The 15,764-nt window shown below is 68.8% G+C and carries 12 protein-coding genes; all 12 read right to left on the reverse strand.

Annotated elements, in window-relative coordinates; genetic code table 11:
- Window positions 1-93 precede the first annotated feature (93 nt).
- Window positions 94-1,752: a methyl-accepting chemotaxis protein gene (locus EOV43_RS12905; protein ID WP_128316353.1), complete on the reverse strand. Its 1,659-nt coding sequence runs from the start codon at window positions 1,750-1,752 to the stop codon at window positions 94-96.
- A gap of 234 nt (window positions 1,753-1,986) precedes the next feature.
- Complete coding sequence (locus EOV43_RS12910; RefSeq protein WP_128221655.1) at window positions 1,987-3,603, reverse strand: methyl-accepting chemotaxis protein; 1,617 nt, start codon at window positions 3,601-3,603, stop codon at window positions 1,987-1,989.
- 270 nt (window positions 3,604-3,873) lie between these two features.
- The gene (locus EOV43_RS12915; protein WP_206611325.1) at window positions 3,874-5,490 is read right to left on the reverse strand and encodes a methyl-accepting chemotaxis protein; all 1,617 of its coding nucleotides are present in this window, start codon (window positions 5,488-5,490) and stop codon (window positions 3,874-3,876) included.
- 303 nt (window positions 5,491-5,793) lie between these two features.
- A complete protein-coding gene (locus tag EOV43_RS12920; protein WP_128221656.1) occupies window positions 5,794-7,425 on the reverse strand; it encodes a methyl-accepting chemotaxis protein in 1,632 nt (543 codons plus the stop codon).
- A gap of 132 nt (window positions 7,426-7,557) precedes the next feature.
- Window positions 7,558-9,129, reverse strand: a complete 1,572-nt coding sequence (locus tag EOV43_RS12925) for a methyl-accepting chemotaxis protein (RefSeq protein WP_128221657.1) — start codon at window positions 9,127-9,129, stop codon at window positions 7,558-7,560.
- Window positions 9,130-9,152: 23 nt separating this feature from the next.
- A complete protein-coding gene (locus tag EOV43_RS12930) occupies window positions 9,153-9,572 on the reverse strand; it encodes a chemotaxis protein CheW (protein WP_128221658.1) in 420 nt (139 codons plus the stop codon).
- Window positions 9,569-11,860 (reverse strand): chemotaxis protein CheW, encoded by a 2,292-nt coding sequence (locus EOV43_RS12935; RefSeq protein ID WP_128221659.1) that lies wholly within the window; start codon window positions 11,858-11,860, stop codon window positions 9,569-9,571. The genes EOV43_RS12930 and EOV43_RS12935 overlap by 4 nt, the downstream gene beginning before the upstream one ends.
- A 118-nt stretch (window positions 11,861-11,978) precedes the next feature.
- Window positions 11,979-12,218, reverse strand: coding sequence for a carbon storage regulator CsrA (gene csrA, locus EOV43_RS12940; RefSeq protein WP_128221660.1), 240 nt, complete (start codon window positions 12,216-12,218; stop codon window positions 11,979-11,981).
- A 49-nt stretch (window positions 12,219-12,267) separates the two neighbouring features.
- Window positions 12,268-12,678: a flagellar assembly protein FliW gene (gene fliW / locus EOV43_RS12945; protein ID WP_128221661.1), complete on the reverse strand. Its 411-nt coding sequence runs from the start codon at window positions 12,676-12,678 to the stop codon at window positions 12,268-12,270.
- Between the two features lie 83 nt (window positions 12,679-12,761).
- On the reverse strand, window positions 12,762-13,655 hold the full coding sequence (gene flgL, locus EOV43_RS12950) for a flagellar hook-associated protein FlgL (protein ID WP_128221662.1): 894 nt from the start codon (window positions 13,653-13,655) through the stop codon (window positions 12,762-12,764).
- Window positions 13,652-15,052, reverse strand: coding sequence for a flagellar hook-associated protein FlgK (gene flgK, locus EOV43_RS12955; protein ID WP_128221663.1), 1,401 nt, complete (start codon window positions 15,050-15,052; stop codon window positions 13,652-13,654). The genes flgL and flgK overlap by 4 nt, the downstream gene beginning before the upstream one ends.
- 7 nt (window positions 15,053-15,059) lie before the next feature.
- Window positions 15,060-15,536, reverse strand: coding sequence for a flagellar protein FlgN (locus EOV43_RS12960; protein ID WP_128221664.1), 477 nt, complete (start codon window positions 15,534-15,536; stop codon window positions 15,060-15,062).
- Window positions 15,537-15,764: the final 228 nt, after the last annotated feature.

Below are 15,764 nucleotides of genomic sequence, written 5' to 3' on the forward strand. Positions count from 1 at the left end.
TCGGACTGATCGATCCGTCGAGTGGACACCGCAGCGACCACCCGACGGACCTCAGCCCAGCCCAGAATCGGACAGACCTGGGTCAGCCCCGAGTCAGACCCGGAACTTCTCCACGCCGGAACGCAGGTCGCGAGCCATCCCGGCGATCTGGGTGACGGCCTGGTGCGCCTCGGCAACCGCCTCGGTGGTGGCACCCGCAGAGGCGGAGATCGCACCGATGTTGGCTGCGATCTGACGGGTTCCCGCCGACGCCTCCCCCACGTTGCGACCCATCTCGTTGGTCGTCGCGGTCTGCTCCTCCACCGCCGAGGCGATGGTGAGCTGGTAGTCGTTGATCGACCGGATGACCGTCTCGATCTCACCGATCGCGTTCACCGCACTGGCGGTGTCGCCCTGGATGGTCTCCACGCGACGTGCGATGTCCTCGGTCGCACGCGCCGTCTCCTGCGCGAGTTCCTTGACCTCGTTCGCGACGACGGCGAAGCCCTTGCCCGCCTCACCGGCACGAGCGGCCTCGATGGTGGCGTTCAGTGCCAGCAGGTTGGTCTGCTCCGCGATCGAGGTGATCACCTTGACCACGTTCCCGATCTCGCGCGAGGAATCGCCGAGCTGGGAGATGGTGGCATTGGTGGACTCGACGGTGCGGACCGCGTCGGACGCGACCCGAGCCGCCTCGTTGGCCGAGTGCGCGATCTCCCGGATCGAGGCGGTCATCTGCTCCGAACCAGCAGCCACGGTCTCGACGTTGCGCGAGACCTCTTCCGCGGCTGCGGCAAGGACAGCCGACTGCGTCGCACCGTCAGCCGCTCCGGCGGAGATCTGCTGGGTGCCCGAGGCCACCTGTTCCGCAGCAGCGCCCACGGCGTCGGATGCATCGACGACCTGGGTCATCAGACCGCGCAGGGCGGAGGTGGCGGTGCCCAGGCTGTGGGCCATCTGGCCCAGTTCGTCCTGGTCCTCCACCTCGGCGATGCGGGTCAGGTCACCGTCGGCGAGTCCCTGGGTGAGGTGTGCGACCGCAGCGACGTTGCGCATGATGCCGCGCACGACCCACAGCCCGACGAGCACAGCCAGTGCGACGCCGGCGAGCACCACCACCAGCAGCGTGGTGCGGGTGGAGTCGTACTCCTCGTGGACCGCGTCGAGGGCCTGCTGGGCTGCCTCCATCTCGAGGTCCTGCAGGGCCACGATGGCGTCGACCATCCGGTCGACCTGGGGTGCTGCCTGGGCGACGTGGACGACCTGCCACTTCTGGGCGTCGCCGTCCACGGCGAGGGGTCGCATCACGTCGGTCTGGACGGCGCGGTAGTCCGCCGCGGCGTCGACGAGGTCCTCGAAAGGTGCGCGCGCTGCGTCGGTCCGGACGAACCCTTCGTAGGCCTTGGCGTTCTCGAGGAACATGTCGTAGTCCTCGATCTGGCTGTCCATCAGCTCGCCGCGTTCCTCAGGGGTGGCGAAGCCGAGCGCCTCACGCGAGGTCAGACGCATCTCGTAGACCGCGGCGCGGATGCTGGCCAGGGTACTGACGCCGGCGAGGTTGTCGTCGTGGATCTGTTCGGCCCGCTCGCTCGTCGCGGAGAGGGCGGTGATGCCGACCACGCCGACGACGACGGAGACGACGGCTGCCACGAAGACGGCACCGAGGACCTTGACGCGGACGCTGAGGTCCTTGACCCGTGAGGTCAGGCTGCGTGGCGCTCGGTTCGGGGGGAGGGCTGCGGGGACGGCAGTACGGAGGGTGTTGGCGGACACGGTTCCTTCTCAGGTGTGTTCCCTGTGGGTCTCCCAGGGATGGCGAAAGGCGCCGCGGGGTCTCCCGCGCGCCTCGTCCGGACGCTTCCGGACGCCGAAAGGCGCCGGGGACGCCGGCCCTCAGGGGTCGGCGCCACCGGCGCTGTCCGGGTGTTGCTCAGACGTTCTTCAGACGTTGCTGGCGCGTTGTTCGAGCGTTGCCGCAGCGTTGCTCACGCGTTGTCGGGACCCTGCTCAGACGTGGAAGCGCTCCACGCCCACACGCAGGTCGCGGGCGAGACCGGCGATCTGCCCGACCGCCTCGTGCGCCTGGGCCACGGCCTGCGTGGTGTCGTTGGCGGCCGTGGAGACACCGACGATGTTCTCCGCGATCTGACGGGTTCCCGCCGATGCCTCGGCGACGTTGCGACCCATCTCGTTCGTCGTCGCGGTCTGCTCCTCCACCGCAGACGCGATGGTGAGCTGGTAGTCGTTGATCGAGCGGATCACGGAGTCGATCTCACCGATCGCGTTCACGGCACTGGCCGTGTCGCCCTGGATGGCCTCGACCCGACGCGCGATGTCTTCAGTGGCACGCGCCGTCTCCTGCGCCAGTTCCTTGACCTCGTTCGCCACGACGGCAAAGCCCTTGCCCGCCTCACCGGCACGAGCCGCCTCGATCGTCGCGTTCAGCGCCAGCAGGTTGGTCTGCTCCGCGATCGAGGTGATCACCTTGACCACGTTCCCGATCTCCTGGCTCGACGCACCGAGCTTGGAGACGGTCTGAGTGGTCGACTCGACGGTGCGGACCGCGTCGGACGCCACCCGGGCAGCCTCGTTCGCCGAATGCGCGATCTCCCGGATCGACGCGGTCATCTGCTCCGACCCAGCAGCCACGGTCTCGACGTTGCGCGAGACCTCCTCCGCCGCCGCAGCGACGACGTCGGCCTGCACCGAGGTCTCCTCGGCGCCAGCGGCGATCTGCGACGAACCCGACGCGACCTGGTCCGCCGAGGAGGCGAGGTCCTGGGCAGCGGTGGACACCGTGGACATCAGTTCACGCATCGAGGCCGACGCGGAGTCGAGGCTACGGGCCATCTGGCCCAACTCGTCCTGGTCGTCGACGTCGGCGTGCTGGGTGAGATCGCCCTCGGCGAGAGCCTCGGCGACACGCTGCACCGCAGTGACGTTGGCCTTGATCCGGCCGGCGACGCGGAAGCCGAGGAACAGCACGACCACGGAACCGATCGACACGAGCAGGATCTGGGTCATGCGGGTGTTGTCGTAGGACTCGTTGATGTCGGCGACGCTCTGGTCGGAGAGGTCACGCTCGAGCAGGTAGAGGTCGTTGAGCGCAGTGTTCATCTCCTGCGCCACAGGGGTGACGTACTCGTCGCTGGCCTCCCACCAACCCTCGAGGTCACCCTTCTCGATGCTCGGCGCGACCTTCTCATCGATCGCCTCGACGTACGCCGCGGCGGCGTTCATCATCCGGTCGTAGGGTTCCTGCAGTCCGTTGCCGAGGCCGGTGCTGGCGTACTTGGAGGCGGCTTCGAGGAACGTCGAGTAGGAGGTTTCGACACTCTTGAGGGACTCGAGGCGCTCCGCCTTCGCGACGTAGAGCATCGGGCTGCGCGACGCGATCCGCAGCGTGGCGTTGGTGCTGCTGACTTCGGACAGCGCCGTGAGGCCGTTGACGTGGACGTCGTGCATGGCCTCGGCCTCGTCCCGGGTGCTGCTCACCGCCGCCAGGCCGGTCACTCCGGCGACGATGGCCACGAGCACCGCCGCGGCCACGAGGGCCACGATCTTGGTCAGGATGCTGGTGTCCCTGGCCTTCTGGAAGAAAGAACGTCCCGAGACGTTGTCCATCTGTTGCTGCGCTCCTGCGTCTGGGCCCGCCGTGCACGACAGGCATGTCTTCCTGCCCATTCCGGACGGGGATGGGCAGGAGGTGCAGGGGCGAGAAATGCACTGCACTCCTCGAACGACGAGCTTCCGTGCCCTGCCGCCGACCGGTCTGCACCTACAAGACCAGTCGGCAGCAGAAGACGCAGGAGGAGAGAAGGCCGTCCAGATCGCACCGTTTCACACCCGTTCGCGGGGAGGAGGATGACTTCCTCACCCCCGATCGGGGATGCGTCAGATCTGGAAGCGGCGCACCCCTGCCCGGAGCTCGTCGGCGAGCGCCGCGATCTGGGTGACGCCCTCGTGGGCCTGCGCGACGGCTTGCGTGGTGTCAGCAGCCGCAGTGGAGACACCGACGATGTTCTCCGCGATCTGACGGGTTCCGGCAGACGCCTCCCCCACGTTGCGACCCATCTCGTTGGTGGTCGCGGTCTGTTCCTCCACCGCCGAGGCGATGGTGAGCTGGTGGTCGTTGATCGAGCGGATGACGGAGTCGATCTCGCCGATCGCGCCGACGGCGCTGGCCGTGTCGCCCTGGATGGCCTCGACGCGACGCGCGATGTCCTCGGTCGCGCGCGCGGTCTCCTGCGCGAGCTCCTTGACCTCGTTCGCGACGACAGCGAAGCCCTTGCCGGCCTCACCGGCACGAGCTGCCTCGATCGTCGCGTTCAGTGCCAGCAGGTTGGTCTGCTCCGCGATCGAGGTGATCACCTTTACCACGTTGCCGATCTCCTGGCTGGAGACACCGAGCTGGGCCACCGTGGTGCTGGTGGTCTCCACCGAACGCACCGCGTCGGAGGCGACCCGGGCGGCCTCGTTCGCCGAGTGCGCGATCTCCCGGATCGAGGCGGTCATCTGCTCCGAACCAGCAGCCACGGTCTCCACGTTGCGCGAGACCTCCTCCGCCGCGGCAGCCACGACGTCGGACTGCACCGAGGTCTCCTCGGCACCAGCAGCAATCTGCGCCGAACCCGAGGCGATCTGGTCGGCGAGGACCGAAAGGTTCTGCGACGACTCGTCGACCGAGGCCATCAGCGCCCGCAGGGAGTCACCGGCCGCGTCGAGGCTGCTGGCCATCTGGCCCAGCTCGTCACCGTCGGTCACCTCGGCGCGACGGGTGAGGTCGCCTTCGGCCATGGCGTCGGCCACGGCCTTGACCGCGAGCACGTTGCCGCGCAGTCGGCGGGCGACGCTCGTCCCGGCCAGCATCAGGGCCGCCGACCCGATCACGACCATGAGCACCTGGATGGTGCGGGTGTCGGTGTAGGCGTCCTCGATCTGATCCACGCTCGCCTGCGACATCTCACCCTCGAGCTCGAAGAGGCGGTCGACCAAGGTCGTCATCTTCTCGACGGCCGGACGCGCCTCGGCCGTGTTGACCTCCCACCACTCGTCACGGTCACCGGCGAGCGCCAGCGGAGCGATGACGTCGTGCTGCAGTGCGGTGTACTCCTCCGCAGCCTCGACGAGCTCGTCGAGGGCGGCGCCTAGGTCACCGGTGACGCCGGTGGCCCGGTACTCCGTGGCAGCGTCCAGGAAACCCTCGTAGGAGACGTCCTGCGCCGCGATGGCCTCCGCGCGGTCCTGCTTGTCGGTGCGCAGCAACGGCGTGCGCGACGCGATCCGCATGTCGTCGATGGCTTGGCGCACGTCCGCCAGAGCGTCAAGTCCCTGCACGTGCACGTCGTAGAGCTCGCGGGCGGAGTCCCGGGAACGGTCGAGCGCGTTCAGGCCAGCCAGGCCGACCGCGACCGCCACCACGACGGCACCAGTCACGAGCGCGATGATCTTGGTGAGGACGCTGAGCGACCTGACCTTCTGCATGGGGGTACGTCCCGAGACGTTCTGCACGGTGGGGGTCTCCTGCTCTGGGTGCCCCGACCCACTCGACAAGGCGGCGGACAGCCATGAGCTCCGGGGCGACGAACGCCCGAGCCGCGGCGCTCGGACGGCCCACCGCGTGCGGCAGGCACTACTCCCATCGGCTCCCCCCAATCGGGCATGAGGCGCTCAGGTGGAACACTTCCGCGTCAAACATCATGGTTTACCCACGGCTCGTGACGGGAACACAAGCGATCCGCATGAGCCCGTCACACGAGGTTCGGCCCGAACACCGCGGTGTCCGGGCCGAACCTGTGGGGATGTCGTGCAGGGTCAGGCAGTGAAGTGGTTCACGGAGGCACGGAGGTCAGCCGAGAGCTGCGCGATGTCCGCGACCGCCATCTGGGCCCGGCCCACGGACTCCTCGCCACGCTCGGAGGAGGTACGAACGTCGTTGATGCTCTCGGCGATGTGGCTGGTGCCCGAGGACGCCTCGGCGACGTTGCGACCCATCTCGTTCGTCGTCGCGGTCTGCTCCTCCACCGCCGAGGCGATGGTGAGCTGGTAGTCGTTGATCGACCGGATGACCGTCTCGATCTCACCGATCGCGTTCACCGCACTGGCGGTGTCGCCCTGGATGGTCTCCACGCGACGTGCGATGTCCTCGGTCGCACGCGCCGTCTCCTGCGCGAGTTCCTTGACCTCGTTCGCGACGACGGCGAAGCCCTTGCCCGCCTCACCGGCACGAGCGGCCTCGATCGTCGCGTTCAGTGCCAGCAGGTTGGTCTGCTCCGCGATCGAGGTGATCACCTTGACCACGTTCCCGATCTCCTGGCTCGAGTTGCCCAGCTGCGAGATCGTGCGCGTGGTGTCCTCGACCGAACGCACGGCTTCGGAAGCAACCCGGGCAGCCTCGTTCGCCGAGTGCGCGATCTCCCGGATCGACGCCGTCATCTGCTCCGCACCCGCAGCCACGGTCTCGACGTTGCGCGAGACCTCCTCAGCCGCCTCGGAGACCAGACCCGCCTTGCCGGCAGTGCGGCCGGCGGAGGTCTTCATCATGTCGATGCCGGAGCCGAGCTCGACCGCAGCGGTGTTGACCGCGTCGGTGGTGCCGACGACACCGGCCATCAGTTCACGCAGGCTGGCCGTGGCCACGTCGAGGTCAGTAGCCATCTGGCCCACTTCGTCGCGGCTGGAGACGTCGGCGCGACGGGTCAGGTCGCCCTGGGCAAGACCAGCGACGACGTGCCGGACAGCGGCGATGTTGCGGCCCACGCCCCGAGCGGTGACCCGAGCCATGCCCGCGGCGATCAGCAGACCGATGACCAGCATCACCACGTTGAGGTTGCGCGAGAACTCGTAGTCGGCGCGGATGTCCGCCACAGCCGCCTCGGCGTGCGCGACGACCTCATCGGTCAGGAAGTCGAGGCCCTCGTGCAACGACTCCACCAGCGGGTCGCCCTCGGCCTCGTTGATCTTCGACCAGGCCTCGGGGTCCTGGTCCTTGGCGGCCTCGGCGAGGTCACCGGTCTGGAGGGCGTGGTAGGCGCTGGCACTCTTGCGCAGTTCGGCGAAGGCTGCCTCGGTGTCGGAGTCGACGGACTGCTGGGCGTAGTCGTTGGCCGAGGCCTCGAACTTCTGCCACCCCTTCTCGAGGGAGGCCGAGGCCTTCTTCTTGTCCTCGGGGCTGAACTCGATCAGGACGTCGCGCGCGGAGATCCGCATGGCGTCGACGCCGGCGCGCATGCCGGAGACGTACATGACGCCGCGGGTGTTGTGCTCGTAGAGCGCATCGGCGTCGTCGCTGAGGTTGGTCAGGTTGACGTAGGACACGATCGAGATCGCGAAGGCAACCAGACCGGCCACCGTCACGGAGGCGAGCGTCTTGGCGCCGACGCTGCGGTCGCTGAAGGCACGTTGGGTGAAGGTGCGCCCCTCGGGCGCAGGGGTGACTGAACTCATGGGGGGGGGTTTCCTCGGGGAAGGGTGTCAGTGGATCCGTGCGGTTCGAGGTCTTCGGGGCCACGTTCCGTACGGCGAGGGCCACGTGTGGCCGATGGTGCCGGGGCCAGCGGGGGCCCGGTGGATCTGCGGTCAGCTGCGGACGAAGTGCCCGATCTGCTGCTGGAGATCAGCCGACATCTGGGTCAGTGACGCGGCTGCGCTCTCGGTCTGCTCGACGACCTCGCTCGTCTGCTCGGCCGACTGGGTCACGCCGGCGATGCTGCCGGCGATCTGGGTGGTGCCTGCCGACGCCTCGGCGACGTTGCGACTCATCTCGTTGGTGGTCGCGGTCTGTTCCTCCACCGCCGAGGCGATGGTGAGCTGGTGGTCGTTGATGGTGCGGATCACGGAGTCGATCTCACCGATCGCGTTCACGGCGCTGGCGGTGTCGCCCTGGATGGCCTCGACGCGGCGAGCGATGTCTTCGGTGGCGCGCGCGGTCTCCTGCGCCAGTTCCTTGACCTCGTTCGCGACGACGGCGAAGCCCTTGCCGGCCTCACCGGCACGGGCGGCCTCGATCGTCGCGTTCAGGGCCAGCAGGTTGGTCTGCTCCGCGATCGAGGTGATCACCTTGACCACGTTCCCGATCTCGCGCGAGGAATCGCCGAGCTGGGAGATGGTGGCATTGGTGGACTCGACGGTGCGGACCGCGTCGGACGCGACCCGAGCAGCCTCGTTCGCCGAATGCGCGATCTCCCGGATCGAAGCCGTCATCTGCTCCGCACCCGCAGCCACGGTCTCGACGTTGCGCGAGACCTCCTGGGCCGAGACGCCGACCAGGCCAGCCTGCTCGGAGGTGGACTGCGCCCCCGCGCTCAGGTGCGCAGCCGTCTCGGCGAGGCCCCCTGCAGCGGCCCCGAGGCCCAGAGCGGAGTCCGCGACGTTGCCGATGATGCGGTCAGTGGTGACGACGGTCAGGTTGAGGTGCCGCTCGAGCTCGCCGATCTCACCACCGGAGACCTCGGGGACCCGACGGGTCAGGTCGCCGGCCGCGATGCCGCGCAGAGCCGCCACGACCGCGTTGACCGGACGGGTGATGGAACGCGTGATCGCTCGGGCCACGATCACGAAGAGGACCAGACCGATCAGAGCCACGCCGTACATCTGCCAACGTACGGCGGTACGCCTGTCTGCCTGTTCCTGCTCGATCCGGTCGACGACCTGCTCGATCCGGACGAGGTTGGGAGCCAGCACCTCGTCGACGGACGCGGTGACCACGTCGACCTTCTCCACGAGTGCCGGCGCCGTCTCGGGCTTCTGCGCAGCGGCGGTGAGGATCTCCTCGATCGCAGCGCCGAACGCGGTGAATCCTGCACGGAAGGAGTCGGCCTCCCCTTCGGCGACGTTGAGTTCCGTGCCGGAGTGCGTGGCGATGATGTCGGTCATCGTCCGGAACGTCGCCTCGACCTCCGCGGAAGCATCCGCGGCCTCGCCGCTGGCCAGGGCTCGGTAGACCGTGGCCTTCAGCGAGTGCGCCTCGCTGTCGAGGCGGTGGAAGTCGGCACGGAGGTCCTGGTACCTGGACAGGAGTTCGGAGTCGGACCCCATCGAGCGGACGTTGAGTCCGACGAAGGTGGTGATCGACGCCGACGTCACGATGGCGACGACAGCCAGGGCAAGCAACTTCCGGCCCAGGGCCAACCGCGCGAGGAACTGCTTCATCAGGGAGAACTCCTGCTCAGGGGTCAGGCCGCGACGGTGCGCGCGACGTCGAGCGCCAGCAGGAGCCGGCCCTCCAACTTGTAGGCGCCCAGCAGGAAGTCGCGAGCCGGGCCGGTCAGCGTGTCCGGCGGCAGCTCGAACTGTGCGTCGTCGACGTCGATCACGGCACCGATGGTGTCGACGCGCAGCGCGATCGCCTCGCCGTCGACCCGGACCACCACGAGCATCGCCTCGGTGTCGGCGTCACGGTCGGGCAGACCGAGACGGGCCCGGAGCTCCATCGCGCTGAGGACCTGACCGCGCAGGTTGATCAGCCCCGAGACGCTGGCCGGGGCCAGCGGGATCCGGGTCTGCGGCTGTCCGCGCAGGACCTCCTGGACGAGGTCGACGTCGACGCCGTAGAGCCGGCCGTCGAGGGTGAAGGTGACCAGTCGGGTGCTCACATCAGTTCCTGCGTGTCGTCGACGGAGTAGAAGGTGGGGTCGGCGGCGAGGATCGCCGCGCGCACGTCGAGGACCTCGACGAGCCGGTCGCGGACCAGCGTCGATCCCAGGACGCCGTGGCCGGTGACGTCCGAGCTGAGCTCGCCGCCCTCCTCCACGATGTCGACGATCTCGTCGACCACGATCGCGACGCTGCGGGCGCCGACGGTGTAGATGACGACGACGAGGTCCTCGGCTCCACGGTCGGAGTAGGTGCCGTAGAAGTCGGCCAGACGCACCAGCGGCAGGATGCTGCCGCGGTACTGGACCACCTCGCGGCCGCCGACCTGCTCGACCGCAGTGGCGGGGAAGTTCTCCAGGCGGGTGACCGAGGAGAGCGGGATCGCGACGCGGCGGTCTGCGCCGAGGCCGGCGACCAGGAGGCGCTGGCTCTCGTCGACGGTGACTCGCGTCTCCGTCTCGGTGGCGCGCTCGATCTCGGTGGCCTCGGTGTTGAGGACGCGACGTGCGAGCGTCTGGACGTCCAGGATCAGCGCGACCGTCCCGTCGCCCAGGATCGTGGCACCGGAGTAGGCGCCGATCGCCTTGAGCTGGCTGCCCAGCGGCTTGACGACGATCTCCTCGGTGGAGAGGACCCGGTCGATGACGAGACCGAAGCGGCGCCCCTCAGCCTGCAGGACCGCGATCACGACGTGGCCGTCGGAACGCTCCGACTCGACGCCGAGCAGGTCGGCCAGGCGAACCAGCGGAAGCAGGGTGCCGCGCAGGCGGTACACCGAGGCGCCGTTGACGTCCTCGACGTCAGTGACGGCACGGTCGGCGTCGAGCGCGACGAGCTCCAGCAGGCTGACCTGCGGGATCGCGTAGCGGTCGCCGGAGCACTCCACGGTCAGGGCCGGGACGATCGCCAGGGTCAGCGGGATCCGGAGACGGCAGGTGGTGCCCTTGCCGAGCACCGACTCGACCTCGACGGCGCCGCCGATGGCCTCGATGTTGGTGCGGACCACGTCCATGCCGACACCACGGCCGGAGACGTTGGTGACGGCCTTCGCGGTGGAGAAGCCGGGCGCGAAGATCAGCTGGAGGACGTCGTTGGGCGACATCTCGGCGAGCTGGGCGGGGGTGCGCAGTCCCTTCTCGACGGCCTTCGCCGCGATCCGGGACGGGTCGATGCCGGCACCGTCGTCGGCGACCTCGACGACGACCTGGCCGCCCTCGTGGTACGCGCGCAGCGTCAGCTTGCCCTCGGCGGGCTTGCCGATCTCGACGCGCTCGGCGGGGGTCTCGAAGCCGTGGTCGACGGAGTTGCGGACCAGGTGGGTCAGCGGGTCCTTGACGGCCTCCAGCAGGGAGCGGTCGAGCTCGGTCTCCTTGCCGACCATCTCCAGCGAGACCGACTTGCCGCACTGCGCTCCGAGGTCACGGACGACGCGGGGCAGCTTGGCCCACAGGTTGTCGATGGGCTGCATGCGCGTCTTCATGACGCCTTCCTGCAGCTCGGAGGCGATCAGGTTGAGGCGCTGGGCGGACGCGGTGAGGTCGGCGTCCGCCTGGACACCGGCCTGTCGGACGATCTGGTTGCGGGTCAGCACGAGCTCGCCGACCAACTGCATCAGGGTGTCGAGGACCTCGACGTCGACGCGGATCGACGACTCCGCGACGCTGCGGCGGTGCGGGTGGTCGTCGTGGTGGTCGTCCTCGGCCGGAGCAGCCGGGGTCGCTGCCGGGACCGCGAGGGCCGCGGGGACCGCAGCCGGCACGGGCTCGACGGCCGGGGCCGGCGTCTCGACCGGCGCCTCTGCCACGGGAGCGGGCGCAGCAACCGGCTGAGCCGCGACCGGAGCGGCTGCGACCTCAGCGACAGGCGCAGGGGCAGCAGCAGCAGGAGCCGGGGCCGACGCACGTCCTTCGAGGACCGCGGAGATCGCCTCGACGACCGCGGTGACGTCGAGGTCGCCCTCGCCGCCCTTCTCCTCGATCGCGCCGAGCAGGTCACGCACGGTGTCGACCATGGCGAGCAGCACGTCGGTGGTCTGCTGCGTCATCGACATCTTGCCGTCGCGCAGCCTCGCCAGGAGGTTCTCGCCCACGTGGGTCACCGACTCCAGCTTGCCGAAGGCAAGGAAGCCGCTGGTGCCCTTGATCGTGTGGATGGTCCTGAAGATGCTGGCCAGCAGGTCCCGCGAATCAGGTTCACGCTCGAGCGCGACAAGGTCGCGGTCGAGCTGGTCCAGGTTCTCGTGGCTCTCCACGAGAAACTCCTGGACGATCTCGTCCATGTCGTCCATCGGTGCACCTTCCGTCGTCGCACGCACCTACGACGAACACATCGGCACCACAGCGGGCAACCTGAGCCAGAACCCCCGAGGGCCCCTCCCCGGGCACGGCCTCCCCCACGTTGGGGAGTCAGGACTCCCTGCGGCGACGCACGGCGTCGGCCAGCGAGGCGACGGCGTCGGCCGCCGGGGCGACGGCGCCCTGGTTGCTGGAGGTCAGCTCGGCCAGCAACTCGGCGCGGTGGACCTTGACCGAACGCGGAGCGTCGATCCCGATCCGGACGACGTCCCCACGCACCTCGAGGACGGTCAGGGTGACGTCGTCACCGATGACGACGCTCTCTCCGACCCGACGACTCAGCACCAACATGTGACCAACCTAAGCCACGACGTGGGTGCAGGCGTCACGCACGCAGGCGTCACGGGACCAGCGGGGTCGCGACGGAGTACGTCGCTGAGTCGAGGATCACCTGCACCGCACGGCGGGTCCGGGTGTTGACCAGGATCGGCGCCAGCAGGTTGGCCGTCGTGCGCTCCAGCGAAGCACCGGCGGTGAGCATCAGCAGGACCATCACCTGGGAGGCGTCGGTGACCTCGAGCAGCTCGACGACGTCATCCTCGACCACGGGCGCGTAGTCAGGGAAGAAGTCGAACGGCGACGCCACCAGGAACCGGACGGAGGCGTCGTCGATGCAGGTGAGCTCGCAGAGCACACCGTCCTCGTCGAGCCGGACCAGCGTGAAGCGGTGGTGGTCGGGGAACCCGAGGACGGGCGTGACGAACTCGATCACGGCGAGGTCGTCGTGCACGTGCACGGCAGGATCGGTCATGAGACTCATTCAGTCACACCCTTCGGGTCGACGTCGAACAGCAGAGGTCAGCGGTCAACTCAGCAGGCAGGTCAGCAGGCAGGTCAGCGGAGGTAGTCGAGCAGGCTCGGCTGGATGACGCGGGCGGTCGCGCTGAGCGCGGCCTGGTAGGTGACCTCGCCGAGAGCCAGGTCCATCGAGACCCGTGCGATGTCCACCTCCTCCAGTTCGGAGAGCTGGTTGCGCAACGAGAGCTCTCGGTCACGTGCCTTGTCCAGCGAGGACTCGACCCGGTTGGTGCGGCCACCCACCTCGGCCAGACCGGCCGTCAGACGCTCCATGCCGGCGGCGAGCGAGTCGAGAGCCGTGGCCAGACCGGCGTCGTCACCGGTGCGGATCGCGATCGACGCGGCTTCGAGGTCGGCGAAGAGGTTGGCGCCGGCAGGCCCGTAGACCGCGGTCGCGTCCATGTCGACCCGGACGGTGACGCCTTCGGCGACAGTGCGGGTGACCTCGCCCGTGGTGGTGCCGACGTAGGTGCCGTCGGCATCGAAGGCGACCCCGCCCGCGGTCACTCCGCCGAAGACAGGGCGCCCCAGATAGGTGGTGTTGGCGAGGCTGATCAGCGACTCACGCAGCTGGTCGACCTCCACCGCAAGTGCCTCGCGCGAGGAGACGCTGGTGACGGCACCGCTGCGGGCCTGCAGGACGAGCTCGCGGGCCCGTCGGGTCTCGTTGAGCGAGGTCTGCAGGGTGGTGTCGAGCTGCCCCAGCCATCCTCGGCCGTCAGAGGCGTTGCGGACGAACTGCTCGGCGTCGGCCCGGTTCGAGCGCAACCGCATCGACGTGGTGGTCGAGGTCGGCGAGTCCGAGGGACGGTTGACCAGCTTGCCGGTGGTCAACTGCTCCTGGGTCGCGGCGAGGCGCGCAGCGGAGGACTGGAGTCCCTGCAGCGAACGCTGGGTCACCATGTTCTGGGTCACGCGGTTGATGCTCATCGGCCCACCAGTCCAGTGCGGTTGATCAGGGTGTCGAGCATGGAGTCGAGGGTGCTCATGATCCGCGACGCTGCTTCGTAGGAACGCTGGGCCGCCACCATGTTGACCAGCTCCTCGTCGTTGCTGACGCCCGACATCTGCTCGCGCGCGTTGTCGACCTGGTCAGTGAGGGCCTGCTGGTTGGTGGTCAGGCGCTTGGCCGACGCCACCGTCGACCCCAGGCTGTTGACCAGCTTCTGGTAGGCGTCCTCAGCGGCGCTGGTGTCGGCGAGCTTGCTCGCGTTGCTGCCGTCGAAGCCACCACCGGCGTAGGCGGAGGCGGCGACCTTGGCGGTGTCGCTGAACGCGACCTTGAGGGTGCCGGCCGGGTCAGCGGGGTCGAAGGTGAAGAAGTCGCCCCCCACGTCGCCGTTCTGGTCGAAGCCCGCGGCGTGCTGGGTGTTGATCTGGGTCGCGAGTGCCCGGACGACCTCGCCGAGGCTCTCGCGGTACGCCGGCAGGGTCTCGGTGAGGAGTTCGGCCGTGGCGCCGATCTCACCCTTGATCCCGGCCGGGACGGCAGTACTGGTGCCTCCAGCCGTGACGGTGAACGCGACCGGAGTACCGACCGGGGCGGAGGTGGCGGCGCCGCCGACGACCGCGAAGGTGCCGGACTCCATGCCGTCGACCAGGGAGACACCACCGACGGCGAAGTCGAAGCCACCATCGGCACGCTGCGTGGCGGTGCCGCCGGTCAGCTGGGCCAGACGCAGCGAGAGCTGGTCGCGCTGGTCGAGGAGCACGTTCGGGTCACTGCCGGAGAATCCGGCGATCGCGATCGACTTGTTGGTCGAGGCGAGGTCGGCAGCGAGGGTGTTGACCTCGGTCACCATGGCGTCGAGACGGACCTTCTGGTCCTTCTCCTCCTGGACGACGCTGTTGTTCTGCGCGCCCACGGCCTCGGCCAGCAAGGTGGCACGGTCGATGATCTGGCTGCGGGCTGCGGCACCGTCGGGGGAGTTGGCCAGGTCGTGCCAACCGGAACGGAAGGAGTTGAGCGCGGCGGAGACACCGGTGTCCCCGGGCTCACCCACGCCGGTCTCGAGCCGGGTCAGCGACTCGGCGCGGGTGGAGAGGTAGGAGTTGGTGCCGTGCTCGTAGCGCGAGCGCGCGTCCAGGAAGGCGTCGGCGATCCGGCTGACGCTGCCGGCCTGCACGCCCTCGCCGACCATCGGGTCGTCAGGACGCGACCAGAGTGCAGCCTGACCGACACTGTTGACGGTCTCGCCCTCGACCCGACGACGGGCGTACCCGGGGGTCGTGGCGTTGGCGATGTTGCTGCTCGCCACGTCCATCAGGGTGCGGTTGTAGTTCAGGGCACCGAGTGCGGTGTTGAAGGAGGAGAAAGTTCCACTCATGGTCAGCTCACAGGCTCTGGTCGAGTAGGGGCGTGCGGGTGAGGCCGGTGACAGCACTCCCGTCGGCGCTGTAGCCGTCGGTTCCCTCGGTCAGGTTCAGCAAGGTCTCGCGGGCGGACCGGATGCCGGCCGTGATCAGTTCGCGGTTGGCGTCGGCGGTGGCCGTGAGGTCTGCGGTGATCCGCAGGAAGGCGTCGCGGTGGTCGGAGAGGATCGATGCCCACGGCTCCGGAGCGGCGTCGATGAGCGCCTGGAGGCTGGGGTTGGCGGGAACACCGAGGCTCGCTGCCACTTCGTCGGAGACGACGGCGCGGAGCATCTCGGTCTCCTTGAGCACGTCGATCAGGCGCTGGACGTCCTGCGCAGCACGGAGCAGCCAGCGGGTGCGGCCGGTGGCCATCACCAACTGCTCGACCTCCAGCTTGTAGAGGAGGGCGTCGAGCAGTTCCCGTTCGCGCCACAGGACCTGCGAGAGCTTCTCCACCGGGGGCATCCCTTCGTCAGTGCCGCCCGCGGGCCTGCAGGGCGTCGTCGAGAAAACAGATCGGCAGCGCGGCGGGCGACCTGAGAAGGGATGGAGGCCATTTTTGCCCAGTGCGCGGCTGTGCCCAGATGTCTCAACATTCAAACATTTTTGGAGCATCCCACGTTCGAAAGGGACGGTGGCCCCTGGGCCTCCACGTGACCCGGACCAGTCATGCCCGGGACCTTG

Source organism: Nocardioides yefusunii (assembly GCF_004014875.1).
Classification (GTDB): domain Bacteria; phylum Actinomycetota; class Actinomycetes; order Propionibacteriales; family Nocardioidaceae; genus Nocardioides; species Nocardioides yefusunii.